The 16,339-nt window shown below is 46.3% G+C and carries 12 protein-coding genes; 6 read left to right on the top strand and 6 right to left on the bottom strand.

Annotation, left to right across the window (positions count from 1 at the left end; genetic code table 11):
* Nucleotides 1-19 precede the first annotated feature (19 nt).
* A complete protein-coding gene (locus KDM92_RS05315; RefSeq protein WP_189345209.1) occupies nucleotides 20-1,069 on the top strand; it encodes a polymer-forming cytoskeletal protein in 1,050 nt (349 codons plus the stop codon).
* 133 nt (nucleotides 1,070-1,202) lie between these two features.
* Here the strand turns inward: KDM92_RS05315 and KDM92_RS05310 are convergent, their stop codons facing one another.
* Nucleotides 1,203-1,763, bottom strand: a complete 561-nt coding sequence (locus KDM92_RS05310) for a GNAT family N-acetyltransferase (RefSeq protein WP_212683341.1) — start codon at nucleotides 1,761-1,763, stop codon at nucleotides 1,203-1,205.
* Between the two features lie 168 nt (nucleotides 1,764-1,931).
* On the opposite strand from KDM92_RS05310, the gene KDM92_RS05305 reads away from it, so the two are divergent.
* On the top strand, nucleotides 1,932-2,618 hold the full coding sequence (locus KDM92_RS05305; protein WP_212683340.1) for an HAD family hydrolase: 687 nt from the start codon (nucleotides 1,932-1,934) through the stop codon (nucleotides 2,616-2,618).
* Between the two features lie 63 nt (nucleotides 2,619-2,681).
* Here KDM92_RS05305 and KDM92_RS05300 read toward each other — a convergent pair whose 3' ends face one another.
* Complete coding sequence (locus KDM92_RS05300; protein ID WP_212683339.1) at nucleotides 2,682-3,785, bottom strand: proline iminopeptidase-family hydrolase; 1,104 nt, start codon at nucleotides 3,783-3,785, stop codon at nucleotides 2,682-2,684.
* 1 nt (nucleotide 3,786) lies between these two features.
* Nucleotides 3,787-4,368, bottom strand: coding sequence for a TMEM175 family protein (locus tag KDM92_RS05295; RefSeq protein WP_212683338.1), 582 nt, complete (start codon nucleotides 4,366-4,368; stop codon nucleotides 3,787-3,789).
* Nucleotides 4,369-4,481: 113 nt separating this feature from the next.
* Here KDM92_RS05295 and chrA point away from each other — a divergent pair, with 113 nt between their 5' ends.
* Nucleotides 4,482-5,846 carry a chromate efflux transporter gene (chrA, locus tag KDM92_RS05290; RefSeq protein WP_212683337.1) on the top strand — a complete coding sequence of 455 codons (1,365 nt, stop codon included), beginning with the start codon at nucleotides 4,482-4,484 and terminating at the stop codon, nucleotides 5,844-5,846.
* A gap of 74 nt (nucleotides 5,847-5,920) precedes the next feature.
* Here the strand turns inward: chrA and KDM92_RS05285 are convergent, their stop codons facing one another.
* The 3 genes from KDM92_RS05285 to KDM92_RS05275 all read right to left on the bottom strand — a co-directional run bounded on the left by KDM92_RS05285 (nucleotide 5,921) and on the right by KDM92_RS05275 (nucleotide 12,863).
* The gene (locus tag KDM92_RS05285) at nucleotides 5,921-8,176 is read right to left on the bottom strand and encodes a PhoX family protein (RefSeq protein ID WP_212683336.1); all 2,256 of its coding nucleotides are present in this window, start codon (nucleotides 8,174-8,176) and stop codon (nucleotides 5,921-5,923) included.
* 272 nt (nucleotides 8,177-8,448) lie between these two features.
* A complete protein-coding gene (locus tag KDM92_RS05280; RefSeq protein WP_212683335.1) occupies nucleotides 8,449-11,664 on the bottom strand; it encodes an efflux RND transporter permease subunit in 3,216 nt (1,071 codons plus the stop codon).
* Nucleotides 11,665-11,666: 2 nt separating this feature from the next.
* Nucleotides 11,667-12,863: an efflux RND transporter periplasmic adaptor subunit gene (locus tag KDM92_RS05275; RefSeq protein ID WP_212683334.1), complete on the bottom strand. Its 1,197-nt coding sequence runs from the start codon at nucleotides 12,861-12,863 to the stop codon at nucleotides 11,667-11,669.
* 395 nt (nucleotides 12,864-13,258) lie between these two features.
* On the opposite strand from KDM92_RS05275, the gene KDM92_RS05270 reads away from it, so the two are divergent.
* The 3 genes from KDM92_RS05270 (at nucleotide 13,259) to KDM92_RS05260 (ending at nucleotide 16,135) form a co-directional block, all read left to right on the top strand.
* The gene (locus KDM92_RS05270; RefSeq protein ID WP_212683333.1) at nucleotides 13,259-13,792 is read left to right on the top strand and encodes a GNAT family N-acetyltransferase; all 534 of its coding nucleotides are present in this window, start codon (nucleotides 13,259-13,261) and stop codon (nucleotides 13,790-13,792) included.
* Nucleotides 13,793-13,985: 193 nt separating this feature from the next.
* Nucleotides 13,986-14,306: a hypothetical protein gene (locus KDM92_RS05265; RefSeq protein ID WP_212683332.1), complete on the top strand. Its 321-nt coding sequence runs from the start codon at nucleotides 13,986-13,988 to the stop codon at nucleotides 14,304-14,306.
* 419 nt (nucleotides 14,307-14,725) lie between these two features.
* Nucleotides 14,726-16,135: a hypothetical protein gene (locus tag KDM92_RS05260; protein ID WP_212683331.1), complete on the top strand. Its 1,410-nt coding sequence runs from the start codon at nucleotides 14,726-14,728 to the stop codon at nucleotides 16,133-16,135.
* Nucleotides 16,136-16,339 lie beyond the last annotated feature (204 nt).

The raw sequence follows: 16,339 nt of genomic DNA, 5'->3' as shown, positions 1-16,339 counted from the left end.
CCGATACAAAGAGCCCATTATGACCACTTCTGCACCAGCGCCATTTTTAGCAAAGAAACTAAAACGAAAGCAATTCGCTAGCACCGGTGATGCCCACATTCAAGGCGACTTACAAATTACCAATCAAGTCATCATCGGCGGTGATTTATTAGTTGATGGCAATCTCGAAGCAGAAGAAGTTTTTTGTCTAGGCAAATTAACCGTCACTGGCGATATCAAAGTTCAATCGCTATATGTCGGTCAAGCTTTGGATTGCGCTGGCGATATCGAAGTTGAGTTTCTCCTGAAAACAGGCTGTAACGCCGAATGGATGGCACGCTTACTTGAACTAGACCAAGCCAAACCTGCTAAAGATGGTAGCGCTTACATGGATAAATTAGTTCATCCAGCAATCTTAAAGCGCGACGCGCATCACGAAACCTTTGGCGGTTATGGCGACATTCAGGTACTCGGCTATTTATCTTGTGATGTGTTGGATTGCCACGGAAATTTGCAGTTGGACGATGTGTTAGACGTCGCTGAAGTGCAATATGTTGGCGGCCATTTAAGTGCGATTGCGATTGCGGTCGATGGAGATGTCAACGTCAAAGGTGAAGTCTTTAGCGAAACCGATATCGCGATCAATGGCGGCTTGTTCGCAGGCGAAGTCATCTGCCAAGGAAATCTAAACGTAGGTTCGGTACATAGTCACGGTGACATTAGCGCTTGGGGTACGATACGCGCGGTCGGACAAATTACTAGCCTCAATGGCGAAATCCATAGCGGTCGTTGGATCGCCACCAAAGGCACAGTCTATGCGGCAAAGTACATTAAAGCGGGCGAAGCACTGGTCGCCGAAAAAGGTATTACCTGCGGTGCCGATTACGGTATTTTGGCAGCTACCACAGTCAAACGCTCTTTATGGGAAAGCCGCGGTTTTGTCTCAGCCCCAACGAAGCCGAAATTAATCTTGTCAGGCAAATTTATAGAAGACAAAAAACTCAAGCACATCGATGCTTTAGAAAAAAAACGTGATTGGGAATTAGACTGGGAAGTACCACGTCGTTTGCAGCGCGATATGGTGGGTTAATTTACGATCCTAATTGCTTAATGCAGCGCGGCCTGTGACACAACGTTGCATTAAGCAGTCAATTAGATTCCACCACCTTAATAATTCAACCCTTAAATCAACCCATAAATCAATCTGTTATTCAATCCGGAATTCAATTTCTGTCTGACGTCAGTCGCGCGTACGAATCTAAATCTAAGTAAGCATCTTCGCGACGAGCAATTTGACGCCGTCGGCCTTCATGCACAAAGCCTAATTTCTGCAATAACTTTGCGCTTGCGATATTGGCGGGTTCCACTTCAGCATGCACGCGATGCAACTGCAAATCATCAAAAGCAAAATGCAGAATACTCAACAAACATTCGTGCATCACACCTAATCCCCAATACTCGGGCAATAACCAGTAGCCAATTTCAGCATTATTATTCACGCTGTCGATCTCATAGATACCGCAAGTGCCGAATAATTTTTCAGGATGATGGGCATCGCAAATCGCCCACCAGCAACCCGTTTGTGTTTTTTCTAAATACGCATACCAATCGATTTGTTCCTGCGTCGATAATTCACTGGTATAAGAAATCCCATAGTAGGCAATCACTCGCGGATTCGATAAACCCGCAAAAATCTGCGCCCGATCAGATGCCTGAATCTGCCGTAACAAGAAACGGGCTGTGTGCCTAATAGGAAAAGCGTTAGCGAATGACTGCGTCAACATAATGAATCGAGGTAAGTCGCTTTGAAATTGAATTTGAGATGACCACAGTCTAACGGATTACACCCGCTATGCGTCATCAAGTTGTCAACTTATCGGTTTAATATCGCTGCCAACAAGAAATCGACATATCGGTCGACAATCTGTCGATATTTAGAGGGGGGACGAGTGATGTATCCAAACAAACAAAAACTCATTATTTTCGACGCAGATGGCACGATCATCGATGCATTCAGCGCGATAGAACGCACTTTTGCGCGACACGAAATGGCGATTGGTGACCTTGAGAGTTTTCAAAAGCGACACAAATTTTTTAAATATCTTGGCGGCTTAAAAGAGTTTCCGGCGAATATCAAAAAACAGCTGGGTAGAAAAAGCCGGCAACAAATATTAGGCACCTTAACCGAAGTCTATCGAGAAGAAGCGCAATTGTATGCGGGCTTCGCCGAATTAATCCAACAACTAATTGCCGATAAAAACGTTCGCGTCGGACTAGTGACGCGCAATGTGAGTCATGAACCACAAATCACCATGGAAAAATTATTTGCGCGTCATGATATTGATATTCATGAACTGGATTTTTTCGCTCACGTTCCAATTCGGAATAACAAAGCCGATGCATTCAAGGCAGCGCGCAAACAATTCGAGATCAATCCCGCACGCGCTTACGCCTGTGGCGATGAACACAAGGACTACCACTCAGCGCTCGCAGCTGGCATTTATCCATTTGTGGTCTCTTACGGTTTTGAGGATTTCAAACGCTTAACAAAAAAATTTGAAGTCCCAGAAGAAATCATCTCTCGTACACCGCAAGAACTATGTACACGGATTCGCCATGCGCTAGACCTAGCTGATTAGTTATCCAATTTCTTTACATCGAGATTACCAATCAGCTAGATAGCGAATTATCGCTCTTACTGTCTAAAACTTTCCTTGGTCAACATCCTGAATAAAGCGAATCAACCCAGCGAAATAGGCTTCGCTATCGTCATACATCGCCATATGACTGCCATTTGGGCAAGTCAATGAACGTCCACGTTTTACTTTGCTTGCCATAGCCGCCATATATTGTGGATCCATCGTATCGTGTTGCGCGCCTATCATTAAGGTGGGGACATGGATTTGGGATAAGTCTGCGCTGCGATCCCAATTTAATAATTTTCCACTCGCGCCCAGTTCACTAGGTCCTTGCATCGATACATAAATCTTCGCATTGACGTGTTTGAATGAGCGATTCACCGGATCAGGCCACTGCGCTTGTGGCATACGCAAGACATGTTTTTCATAATGGTGGGGAATCAATAATTCCATATAACGTGGATCTTCATACTTACCCGCAGCTTCTAATGCTTGGGTCTCTTTCAGTACAGTTTGATCCATCGCTGGCATCAATACTTTCTTGGCATACTCGTTATAGGCAGGGATGCTATCGACCATATTCGAGACGATCAATCCTTTTAAATGCTGTTGATATTTAAGCGCATATTCCATCGCTAAAATACCGCCCCAAGAATGGCCGAGCAAATAAAAATTTGAATTGTCTAACTTCAATGCTTGCCGCACTTGCTCAACTTCTTCTACAAAACGTGGCAAGTCGATCAAACTTTGATCGTTAGGCTGATCGCTAAAGTGTGAGCCGAGTTGATCGTAGTAGTAATACTCAATATTCGCATTCGGAAAATAACTATCAAATACTTCGAAGTATTCATGCGTCATCCCTGGACCGCCATGTAACAGCAAAACTTTCATAGTCGGATGATTGCCAACGCGCTTAGTCCAAACTTTAAAATCACCTTTCGGCGTGTTCACCGTAATCAGTTTTACACCACCAGATAAGCGATCATCACGCTGGCTATAATCCAAATAGTTGGATTTCTTGATTGGTTCAACACTGACTACCGCTTGCTGTGGTGGCTCAGTCTTTTGGCATGCGCTTACAGCCAGTAGCAATAATCCAGCACCGAGGTAGGCGCTATATTCTTTCACGACTTTTTTGACCTTATCTTTTAGCGAACTACTACACATATTAATTTTCCTCCTCAAGTACTGTTTCAATCCGACGATCTGGTACCAACCACATAAAAGCAACAGCCACATAAATTGCTTGTGACAACAGCGGCAGCTGAAATGCCACGACAATCGCTATTGCATACAAGGCCAAAGATAACTTACCTTTAGTATCTTTCCCAATCGCCTTTCTTAATAATGAACTATCACCCGCCGAACAAATCAAGCTATATTGCAAAAACCAATATGCCAATGACGCCATAAATAAAATGAACCCGTATAAAGCCGTTGGACCTGTACCGAAATGATTCTCACCCATCCACCCCGTCGCAAATGGAATTAATGACAACCAAAATAAAAGATGCAAATTCGCCCATAAATTTCCGGCGCTAATTTTGCGCGTGGCATGCAACATATGATGGTGGTTATTCCAGTAAATTCCGATATAAACGAAACTAAGAATGTAACTTAAGAATACGGGTAACAAAGGCAGTAGAGCTTCAACGTTATCACCATGTGGTACTTTCAACTCTAGTACCATGATGGTGATGATGATTGCAATCACCCCATCACTAAATGCTTCAAAACGCCCTTTTCCCATATTTTTTCCTGTCGTATCAATATGTATAATCAGTCAATCTTGGTTCGGTCGTATTATTGCTGACAATGCATAAGCCATTCCCAAACGATTGCTTTATTTTTATAAATTGCAGCATGCCACCGACTTCGATCGATTTTCCCAAACAAAGCCCACCACCCGTACCCAGCTTTTCTTCCGCTTTTCGATTCTGGCTGAAGTTGGGTCTAATCAGCTTTGGCGGACCAGCCGGGCAGATTGCGATTATGCATCAAGAATTGGTTGAAAAACGTCGTTGGATTTCGGAACAACGCTTTCTACATGCACTCAATTACTGCATGCTTTTGCCAGGTCCAGAAGCGCAACAATTGGCGATTTATATTGGTTGGCTGTTACATGGCATACGTGGAGGAATAGTCGCTGGCGTCTTATTTGTACTCCCTTCTTTATTGATGCTAATTGGTTTATCGTGGCTGTATATTGCTTATGGTCAGACTAGTTTGATAGCGGGATTATTCTACGGAATCAAACCGGCGGTGACCGCGATCGTACTGCAAGCAGCGTACGGAATTGGCGGGCGCACTTTACAAAATATCAGTTTGTGGACAATTGCGATCGCCGCTTTTATCGCGCTCTTTATTTTCCATTTGCCATTTCCATTGATTATCTTGTGCGCAGCATTAATCGGCTATTTGGGAGGACGCTATTTACCTCAGCATTTTCAGGCGCGAGGCGGGCACGCGTCGAAGTCGACTACAACAACATATGGCGCAGCTGTCATCGACGACAATACACCTACACCCGAGCACGCGCGCTTTCGTTGGACTAGTGTAGGGCGAGTTCTGCTCGTTGGTATCTTGCTTTGGAGCCTGCCGATGTTGAGCTTAATTTACTTATTTGGCTGGCAGCATAGTTTGACCCAAATGGCATGGTATTTTACCAAAGCAGCGTTGATGACTTTTGGTGGCGCGTATGCAGTGCTTCCGTATGTGATGCAAGCGGCGGTAGTTGATTATGGCTGGTTAAGCGCAGGGCAAATGATAGATGGTTTGGCTTTAGGAGAAACCACACCTGGTCCATTGATTATGGTGCTAATTTTTGTCGGCTTTGTCGCGGCTTATATGCAAGCACTGTTTGGCCCAGAACAACTTTTCTTTGCTGGCACCGTGGCCGCCATTATCGTCACTTGGTTCACATTTTTACCTTCATTTATTCTTATACTGGCTGGCGGGCCGTTTATTGAAAGCACCCATCATCAATTCAATTTGACAGCGTCATTAAGTGCAATCACCGCCGCAGTGGTTGGCGTGATCGTCAACTTGACACTGTTTTTTGCTTATCACGTGCTATGGCCACAAGGATTCAACGCCGCATTTGACGTGTGGGCTGCTGGTATTGCCTTGTTCTCAGCGCTCGCGTTGATACGCTTCAAATGGAATGTCATCTGGGTAATCGTCTTGGCGGCAAGCGCAGGGTTATTGATTCAACTCAGTCTCACATAATAGAAAAGCGCAACAGATAAACTGCTGCGCTTTTCTACTGATACCGACAACTTTACGAATACCGCGAAGCTGAATTAACTACCAACACGACCACCATCATTTTTCGTGATCACGATTGTTGCAGAACGTGGGCGTTTACCTGCACCGTAGCCAGCATTGCTAGGCCATTGGCTGGTGTATTTGCTTGGATCTGCGATATTTGCTGCTGAGGTGGTTTCACCTGGATGCTGAATATTCACGAACAAAGCTTTGCCGTCTGGTGTTTCTGCAATACCCGTAATTTCACAAGCAGCAGGGCCAACCAAGAAACGCTTCAAGGTATCAGCTGTTGGCTTTTTACCGACATAAGTCGTTACCGCCAAATTCGAACCATCTGCTTTTGTATAATTCAGAGTCACTTTTTCACCATCACCAACTTGGCCTGGCAATCCTGCCAACATCATGCAATTGGTCGCATCGGTATAGGCGCCGTCATCTGTTTGTATCCAGCAAATGCCAGTTGCAGGGCTAAACGCCAAACCATCTGGGCTAGACATGTCTTGATCGTTTGTCAGACTCGATAAGTTGATCTTACCTGCGTCTGCACTTGCTTCAGCGGCGAACAAATAAACGTCCCAAGTAAATGTCAATGCGGTAGAGCCATCAGCACCTTCTTTCATACGCAAGATGTGACCATTTGGGTTACCACTTTGCGCCGTGGTGCCTTTCATATCAGTATAAGCACGTGGGTTCGCTGAATCTGGCGCTAACTGCGAAGAACCTGTTGGGTTCACGTTGCGGTTACTATTGTTCGTCAATGAATAGTAGATCTCGCCGTTCGCTGGATTTACTGAACACCATTCAGGTCTATCCATCTTGGTCGCACCAACTGCATCACCCGCTAAACGTGTGTTAACACAGATGTCCGCTTGATCTGCAAATTTGTAGCCAGTGTAAGCAGCGATCAATGGATTGCTGATCGATAATTCGATCCACTTGCCACTACCATCAGCGTTGAATTGCGCCACATACAATTTACCGCTGTCGAGGTATTTATCACCCATCGCCAAAGCGTTACTAGAATTGGCATCAGCCGCATCCCAGTTGGTGGATGAGACAAATTTGTAGATGTATTCATTGCGAGAATCATCACCCATGTACACTGCCAAAGGCTTACCAGCAACTGGTTTGCCGAAGGCAGCACTTTCATGCGCGAAGCGACCTAAAGCCGTACGTTTTTTCGCCAATTTGGTCTTGTCATAGGCATCCATTTCAACGATGTACCCCATGCCATTCATTTCGTTACGGTAGTCATCGCTACCATTATTTGAAGTGCCGGTTTGGCTGATGTTCCAACGCGCATATTTGTCGTCAGTACCGCCAGTTTCCCAGCCATGACGTGAACCTGCACCTTGTGCGCGACCATAGCGTTTTAAGGAAGTGACGCTCTTATCATTACCACGCGCCGCATCATCAGTGGCGCTACGTGTAAAGTAACCAGCCCAGTTTTCTTCACCAGTGACAAAACTATTCCACGGTGTTTTACCAGTACCGCAGTTATTCAAGGTGCCGCGAGTTTTTGTGCCTGTTGTTGAATATTTGGTGATTGCTAGCGCATTACCGCGTACTGGACCAGATAAGTCCATCTCGGTTAAGCAAGTAAAACGACGATTGAATGCGGAATCTTTTACATATTCCCATTTGCCATTGGCTTTACGCACTTCAACAAAAGAAACACCATGAATCGCGGTTTCTTTATCTACCTCAGCCGCTGGGCGTGGCAAAGTTGAAGTGCCGCCATTTGCGTGTAAGAAGAAAGAAGCATACTTCTCATCCGTTGTTGCTTCGTGATTCACGCCAAGCAAACCACGATCAACCGAAGTGAGTGAAGCTTTACCATCAGCAGACAAACCAAACCATTCCATACCATCATGGTGATCACCTGCACGATTTTCAAAATCGGTATCAGTACCGTCATTCTTATATGCTGGTGTAGTCGCAGTTAATGGATCACCTAAGGCATAAATCGCGGTTGCGGTGTAGCCAACAGGAACAATCACGCTATCTAACAAACTCTTCGCAACTGGTGCAAAACCGAGTAATCTTTCGGTTGGCGTGGTTGGTGTGGTTGGTGTAGTTGGTGTCACTGGTGCTGCGTCACTAGAACCACCACATGCACTCAAAGCACTAGAGCCAAGAAATGCGCTAGCGATAGAAGCAGCGCCACCGCGTAACAAACTACGACGGCTTAAACGTGCATCCAATACTGCACTGAAATGTTGATTTGGAGTGTCGTTGTATCCAATATCATCTGGATCAATCGCATTTAATTTTTCATTTGTCTTGCTCATGGCTTTTTCCTGTGAGTATAAGGATGTGTTTCAGTAAGAATTAATTCAGTAAAAATTAATTCGGGGAAGTACAGAAGCGATGCATCTTAGTTAGTCTGTGTGACTACTGCATGACGGCTTCATGACAATCCGATGACAAAGCCCAACCGAAACAAATCGATAAAAAAAGAGCCTACGAGGAAAACCACGCAGGCTCAAACCGGTACTACTCACAATGACTGACGCAAGAAAGTGGTGCTAACTTGAATCAGTCTTACCAACCACAAGGGTATCTACAGTGCGGCCACCTTCGCTTTCTTGCCACTAATGGCATAAAAGGCTTTCATCACTAAACGATAGATCAAGCGCACGAAGGTTAAGGTCAACAATGCTTCAAACATCGTGACACAGATTGCCAAGGCTTGATGATAGCGATCAGCACGACGGCGCATTTTTGCCATCATCCGATCACGTGCAATTTCAATACTGTCGTAAAAACTTGGTACCACTAACAAGGTCAAGATCGTTGAAGTAATGGTGCCACCAATAATCGCAATCGCCAGTGGACGATAGAACTCACCACCTTCACCCAAACCTAATGCGACGGGAATCATGCCGGCGATCAGCGCAAAGGTGGTCATCAAAATCGGACGCAAACGCACTCGACCAGCATGCATCAAGGCATCTTCACGATTCATGCCTTCTTTCTCCTGCTTACGCGCCGCATCGAGCAAAAGAATGGCGTTTTTAGCGACCAAGCCCATCAACATAATGATGCCGATAAAACTCATCAAATTAATCGTGCTACCTGTCAGCATCAAGGCAATTACCACACCAATCAAGGACAATGGCAAGGACAACATCACCGCCAAAGGTGCTGTGAAAGAGCTAAACTGCATCACCAAAATCAAATACATCAAGCCGATACCAGAGATCAATGCGATCAACATTTCGGTAAACAATTCATCTTGATCCTGACCAGCACCTGCCAACGACAAGCCATAGCCAGGTGGGTAATTAAACGATTTCGCTAATGCCATCGCGTCTTTAGTTACTTCACCGCTAGCACGACCTTGCGCATTCGCAGACACGGTAATCGTACGCTTACCATTACTATGCTCGATAGCAGAAGGACCTTTGCCCATACTAACTGTCGCAATTTGATCGAGCGGTACCATTTCATTCGTACCTGCAACTGCAATCGGCAAACGCTCAATATTTTCTTTGCTGACACGATCAGCTGGATGCAAACGCACCGCCACATCACGTGTTTCGCCAGTTGGATCAACCCAATCACCAACTTCGATACCAGCAAACGCGACTCGCAATGCTTGTGCTGCATCATTGATAGAAATACCCATAGAATTTGCTAAGCCACGGTTCATTTCTATCTTTAACTCTTTCTTCGGATCTTGCTGAGACAAACCAACATCCACCGCACCTGGTACTTTACGCAATTCATCCATATAGGCACTGGTAATTTCTAGTAACTTGCGTGAATCTGGACCAGTGAATTCAATCTGAATTGGTTTGCGGGCACCATTGTTTAAGTCATCTAACACCACATATTCAGCACCAACCAATTGTTTGACCTTCTCACGCAACTCGACCGCAATTTCCTTCGCACTGCGCTTACGTGAATTCTTTTTGCCGATATCAACATAAATACGACCACCCGACGCATTGATATTGCTATTGGTTTCTTTCACCTCTGGAATCGTGCGTGCTAATGCGGCCGCTCTTTCCATCTTTAAGCGTGAATATTCAATCGACGAAGATGCTGGTGTACGTACCTCAATCATCAAGTTGCCAGAATCAGCGGTAGGCAAGAAACTGGTGCCACCAAACTGCGCTTGCAATACCAAGGCACCAACAAAACTTGCCAAGGCAATTGCGCCCATCCAACGACGATGATGTAAAGCCCATGCAATCACATTGCCATAACGATCTGCTTGGCTATCAAACCAATCATTAAACTGCGCCAACTTTTTGCTCAAACCTTTCTTAGGCGCGGTGTGATGATCTGCTGGATCACCCCAATAAGCCGACAACATAGGATCGAGCGTAAATGAAATACCCAAGCTGACCAATACAGAACACGTCACGGTCAACGCAAATGGACGGAACCATTCGCCAGAAATGCCTGGCATAAACGCAACTGGAATAAACACTGCGATAATCGAAAAGGTTGTTGCGGCAACGGCTAAACCAATTTCTGCAGTACCTTCTAATGCAGCGGTACGGCGATCCGAACCATTTTGCATATGACGCACGATGTTTTCTCGCACCACAATCGCATCATCGATCAGCACACCAATCGCCAACGACAAACCGAGCAAAGTCATGAAATTGAGCGTGAATCCACACAGCCAAACAGCGATAAACGCAGCGATCACCGAGGTTGGCAAACTCAAAGCCGTAATCAAAGTCGAACGCCAAGAATTCAAGAATGCATAGACCACGAAAATCGTCAGAACCGCACCGAACACCAGTGACTCAATCACATTATTCAAACTACTTTGTGCGTCTTTACCGCCATCGCGCGTTACTTCTAACTTCGTGCCCGGATTGTCTTTCGCTAAATCCTTATTGATTTCTTCAACCGCTTTCACGACACTTTTGGCAACGCTCACTGTACTTGCTTCACGCGAACGTGTGACTTGGATACCAACATTAGGCTTACCGCTACGAATACTTAAGCTATTGATGTCCGCGAATCCATCTTCAATCGTTGCTACTTGCCCCAAGCGAACGATTTGATCACCACGACGTTTAACTACGATATTTTGGAATTCGGACGGACTTTCAATACGTCCAACCAAGCGTATGCTTTCTTCTTCCAGACTACCGCGTACTTTACCGACTGGCGCATTGGTGTTCTGGCTACGCAATGCCGCTACCACTTCACCGGCCGACACATTAAATTCACGTAAGCGTTCTGCCCGTAACAACACCGACAATTCACGGCGCAGAGCACCGCTAACATTAACGGTCGCCACTCCGGGAATAGCGCGCAAACGCGTTGCCAAAGTATCTTCCGCTAGACGTGAAATCTCAGCATGGGTCTGACTGCTCGAAGACAAAGCCAAATTGACGATAGGCTGTGTCGATGGATCAAAGCGCTGCACGATCGGCTCACGCATTTCCGTTGGCAATTTATAGCGCACGGTAGAAATCACATTGCGTACTTCTTCCGCTGCTTCGATCATGTTTTTCTTAAACGAAAAACGCATTTCAAAGCCAGCGCTGCCTTCATTCGCATACGAATACACTTCATCCACGCCCGACACGCTTTGTAGCGATTTCTCAAGGCGATTCACAATTTCGCGCTCTACCGTATCGGGAGACGCGCCAGGATATGGAATATTGACAAATAAGCCTGGAATCTCGACATCGGGATTTTGATTGACGCGCAACTTACTCATCGCCAACAAACCCATCGCCATCATCGCGATAATCAAAACAATCGTCGCGATCGGTCGTTTAATACTAAAATCGGATAAGAACATGATTAGTTCCCCATCGCGATGGCAGTCGCGGCCATGGCTGTTTTAGTTACTGGAGCCGCCGCCATTTCAACTACTTGGCCTTCTTTAAAATTCGAACTTGGATTGCGCATGATGACATCACCCGCGACCACACCACGACGCACTTCATAGTTACCAGTACGTACATCTCGGCTACCCAATGCCAACTCAACTTTGCTCAAAGTCTTTCCCTGAATTTTCCAAGCAAAAGACTTATCACCAGATCGCACAATCGCGGTTTCTGGCAACATCAAGGCAGATACACTTTCAGCTTCGATATTGCCTTCTGCATATAAGCCAGACACGCGAGGTTGTTTGCTATCGGAGAAAGCGACCAATACCTCGACTTGACGCGTCACATCATTCGCCGCTGGGTCTAAGCGAGTAACCTTGCCGCGGAATTCTTGACCGGCATAGCCATTGATACGGAAGCTCACGTTTTGACCTGGTTTCACCATACCAATCTTATCGGCAGAGACGCGACCAACAAAACGCATGGAATTTGGGTCAATCACTTTGACCAATTCTTTACCTGCCAATGCAGTATCGCCAGGAGAAACCTTACGCTCACTGACTACACCATCAAATGGCGCACGCACCACAGTGCGTTGTAATTGCTGTTGCGCTTGTGCTGCACGCGCTTTGGCGGCAGACACTTCGCTTTGCGCCGCATTTTTACGCACTTCGGCATCGTCTAAGGCTTGCATTGAAGTCATGCCAGACGCACGTAAAGTCTTTAAGCGTTGGAAATTGCGTTCCGCTTGATCCAATGCCAAACTCGCATTGCGCGCTGCATCGTTAGCGGAATTCAAATTATCCCGTATCGAAGTCTCATCTAAGCGCACGATCACATCGCCACGTTTTACTGCTTCACCGTTTTCTTTTAAGACCTGCAATACCACGGTAGAAACTTCCGCTCGTAAATCAGCCTTACGCTCAGGCTGAATCGAACCGGTCACGACCGGGCCCGATGCCAATGCATTGCTTTGCATATTTAAGATATCTTCATTCGCAATGATTAACTTGGCTGGCGCATCTTTATTTTCATTCTTTGCGGTGGTCTTAGCGGAAGCACTAGCTGAGGCGCTAGCATTCTTGGTTTCTGACGCTGCATCAGTACAAGCGCTCAAAACGCCAACGGCAGAAGTGATCGCAACAACGAGTATGGTTTGACGTAACATGGTGAGTACCTGCTTATGTAATTGGAGGATTTGCGATGCTGAGTATTGCCGAGCACCCTGTCTGTTTCAAGCGGCAAAGTTGTGAGTTGCGAAAAAGTGGGGATGAAACGCAAAAAAGTCGGATTGAAATGAAATTGATTCAAACGACCTCACCGGTTTTTAGATCGGCTTGAAACAGATCTTATAGTTGTCTTTTAAGTTAGATCCAAGTGTTTGCGGGCCACACATGATTGAATCACTAGGCATGTTAGCAAAGCCGTATCAACGCCTTAATTGAGGCGCGCTGATTGTTTATCCAGCAGCGTATCGATAAGACAACGTCTGCTATTATTCAAACCTATCCTTCACAATCAATGCAAAAGCTTTTTTGTTTGTACTTTATTTGAGCCTTCTACATGACTACCGACACATCCCCATTAAATTTTCGTTTGGCGCGTAAAGCCGATGCTGATGACATCGTGACGCTCGTCAATAGCGCCTACCGCGGCGACAGCAGCCGAGCTGGTTGGACGACCGAAGCCGATTTGTTAACTGGCGTCAGAGTACAAGCTGAAGATGTCAGAGAACTCATTGAGACTGAAGGCTCGATGATTTTGCTATGTGTACGCGATGGAGAAATTGTCGGTTCTGTCAATTTACTAAAAACCGAGGATAAGGCGTATTTAGGCATGTTCGCAGTCAATCCGCAATTGCAAGGCGCAGGCATCGGTAAACAATTCATGCAAGCAGCCGAAGCCTTAGTCAAAAAAGAATGGCAGTCCCGCGCAATGTGGATGACGGTGATCACCAGCCGTCATGAATTAATCGCCTATTACGAACGACGTGGTTATCAAAGAACTGGCCGCCTCGTACCTTTCCCAGCCGAAGTTCCAGAGGAGTGTCGTTTAGTTAAAGACATCGTGATGGAAGAGCTAGAGAAAGCTTTGTAAGTTTGCAGCACGCCAGCACAACGAGTTCAAGCTAGATTTGCAACTGCGCCTAGTCTTTTAAGTAATAGTTTGTATCGCACAAATCGCCTCGCGAACACAAGCGCTGAACTCAAGCCAATTTGCCCGGTTATTCTGCGCATCATCCGCAAGCACACTCATTTAAGCTAAGGCTTTTCGTGTATGCGGAGCATAGATGTCGATCTCCATCGGTTCAAACCCCGCCAGCGTCGCAGCGCTGCGGGTTTATCAACAAGTCAAACAACACGGCGAACCTACGCCCAGCAGAGCAGAACTACAAGCCAAACTCGATGCGGAGCAAGGGTTATCGTCAAATAATGCTAGTCTAGAAACCGCCCCAACAAACCTAAGCAACCCAGTGCAACTCAGCACACAAGTCAACACTCAAGCCACACCGCTATCAAACGAAGAGCAACTACAACAGCAAAGAGAATTAGAACGGGCTTGGGGTTTGATGAGCGCGGTATTGGGAACTCAGCTGGATGTATATGCTTAACTATCGTCCACACAATTTCGCAAGTTGACTCCCCTACATCAGCAGGCTGCTCAAGCAATTAAATCTAACACGCAAGAAACTTGAGCACCTGCCATCCAATCGCGAATCAGCGATTCACACAACGCGTTACATGTAAAACGCGCAGCTACACGTCAAGCTTGTCTTGATTAGTTAGTTTATTGGTAGCAAAAATAGCTAAATATGCTGGCATGATGTTTGCGAGTAGCTGAAATACCGGCATCGCAGATTTTGGATTTTTTCAATTCCTAGACTGACTACCGGCTATTTCTATGCGTAACGTAGCTAAACGAATTCTGTGGATGCGAGTCATGCATGCTCAACTCAGCATGTTTGTATTCCATCGCTCAGCGCGTTACACCATTCGATCGATTCGCTGCCAGATCTGGAGGAAACCTACCATGCAAGTTCGCACCAACAACACGAGTACGCACAACACCAGCACGAACAATACGAGCACTAAGCGCAGTGCGCTGTCCACCGTCCTCATCAGTCTAAGCCTGGGTCTAGGATTTAGTCACCTAGCCAACGCACAAACCCCAACACCCGTGACACCAAAGGCGACGCCCAGTTTTCGATGTGGCGGCATCAATCCGATTGGTGTCGAATTAAAACCAGTTCCTAAACTCAGTAATGGCGAATTCACAAACCCCGGCGCCGACTGCGCGATGTGGCAAACCTTTATCTATCTGAATTGGCCAGCGAAAGCAGGGCAACGTGGCATCCCTGATACCAATGCCTTGTTTGGCGCGCCGGGCACTACGGTTTGGGAAAGTTTTCTGACTGAAGAACAAGTCTTTCTTCCCAACGGTGCACAACCGCAACCGTGGAATAATCTGGCGCTAAACGCAAGCCTACCGAAAGAAATTGCCAACGATGTAGCAGGTGGTAGCACGCGCTTACTCACGCGCACAGCCAAGGTATCACCGACTGTCGCCAAACTTCAAGCCAGCTTGAAAGCACTAAAGAATACCAGTATTCCCTTAGACGAGATCAAACAAGCGGACGGCAATGTTCTGTACGACCAACAAAAAAATCCGGTCTACTACGATGTCGCCATGAACAAAACCCAATACGACTACATCACACAAAACAGCTTGTATAACGCCACCAAGCAAGCCAGCTTCGCGAAAAAAAGTAACATCGTCTTACCTTTTGGCTCGATCGAAGTGAAGGCCGCATGGAAAGTATTAACCGCAGCAGAAGCCAGTTCTGGTCGTTTTCATGTAGCAAAAGGCTACATCCCTAGCGCACCAGGAAGCCAAGCGGTGACGATAGGTTTAGTTGGTTTTCATATTTTCGCCAGCGGTGGCACAGAGAATGCAGGCCTATGGGCAACTTTCTACCAAGTCGACAACGCGCCTTTGATGGGAGCAACCGGCAAACAAGCCTACAGCTTCAACAACCCCAATAGCAAAACACCCATCAATACAAAAGGCACCAACCCGACTCAGGTAGTACAAGTATTTGCGGACGATGCCAGCGCATCAAAAATCAATATCGAAGCGCAAAAAATGATTACCCAAGGCTATGCAAAATCGCCTTGGCAATACTACGCGATGGTTGATACACAATGGTCGAAAACGGTTCTCAATCTAGGCTCACCGGTACCACAAGCTATCCCACTCTCAGCCGGAAAACCAGGCGACATCAGCACCGATACGCTGATCAATCCGGTGTTAGAAACCTTCATGCAAACCAAAGGCAATAGCTGCATGGGCTGCCACGCCTTCGCCACCACCGCACAGAAAAACAGCAAAACCGCAACCGGCTTCAGCTTCATGTTCGGCAGCGCGCAAGCACCAAAGTAATTTGGTTTAATGGTGTGAATTGATGAGATCGTTGATGTGTCGGCTAAGCGAGTCAGTGGATTTTATTTGGCATATCGGAACGACACGTCGATGCCCAAGGCACTTAACGCAATCGATACAAGCTCCCTTCTCCCGCAAGCGGGAGAAGGGTTGGGGATGAGGGTGCTTGGGTTACTGTGAAAATAGTTAATTTTCAATCGGACT

The sequence above is a fragment of the Affinundibacterium baiyunense genome, assembly GCF_018139645.1.
In the GTDB taxonomy this organism is placed as follows: Bacteria; Pseudomonadota; Gammaproteobacteria; order Burkholderiales; family Burkholderiaceae_D; genus Undibacterium; species Undibacterium baiyunense.
Note: the sequence above shows the minus strand (reverse complement) of the source record. Positions and strands in the feature narration are given on the sequence as shown.

Bases quoted from the DNA above. Each gene is read 5' to 3' on its own strand.
- KDM92_RS05315 (WP_189345209.1), top strand. From the start codon at position 20: ATGACCACTTCTGCACCAGCGCCATTTTTAGCAAAGAAACTAAAACGA.
- KDM92_RS05310 (WP_212683341.1), bottom strand. From the start codon at position 1,763: ATGTTGACGCAGTCATTCGCTAACGCTTTTCCTATTAGGCACACAGCC.
- KDM92_RS05305 (WP_212683340.1), top strand. From the start codon at position 1,932: ATGTATCCAAACAAACAAAAACTCATTATTTTCGACGCAGATGGCACG.
- KDM92_RS05300 (WP_212683339.1), bottom strand. From the start codon at position 3,785: ATGTGTAGTAGTTCGCTAAAAGATAAGGTCAAAAAAGTCGTGAAAGAA.
- KDM92_RS05295 (WP_212683338.1), bottom strand. From the start codon at position 4,368: ATGGGAAAAGGGCGTTTTGAAGCATTTAGTGATGGGGTGATTGCAATC.
- chrA (WP_212683337.1), top strand. From the start codon at position 4,482: ATGCCACCGACTTCGATCGATTTTCCCAAACAAAGCCCACCACCCGTA.
- KDM92_RS05285 (WP_212683336.1), bottom strand. From the start codon at position 8,176: ATGAGCAAGACAAATGAAAAATTAAATGCGATTGATCCAGATGATATT.
- KDM92_RS05280 (WP_212683335.1), bottom strand. From the start codon at position 11,664: ATGTTCTTATCCGATTTTAGTATTAAACGACCGATCGCGACGATTGTT.
- KDM92_RS05275 (WP_212683334.1), bottom strand. From the start codon at position 12,863: ATGTTACGTCAAACCATACTCGTTGTTGCGATCACTTCTGCCGTTGGC.
- KDM92_RS05270 (WP_212683333.1), top strand. From the start codon at position 13,259: ATGACTACCGACACATCCCCATTAAATTTTCGTTTGGCGCGTAAAGCC.
- KDM92_RS05265 (WP_212683332.1), top strand. From the start codon at position 13,986: ATGTCGATCTCCATCGGTTCAAACCCCGCCAGCGTCGCAGCGCTGCGG.
- KDM92_RS05260 (WP_212683331.1), top strand. From the start codon at position 14,726: ATGCAAGTTCGCACCAACAACACGAGTACGCACAACACCAGCACGAAC.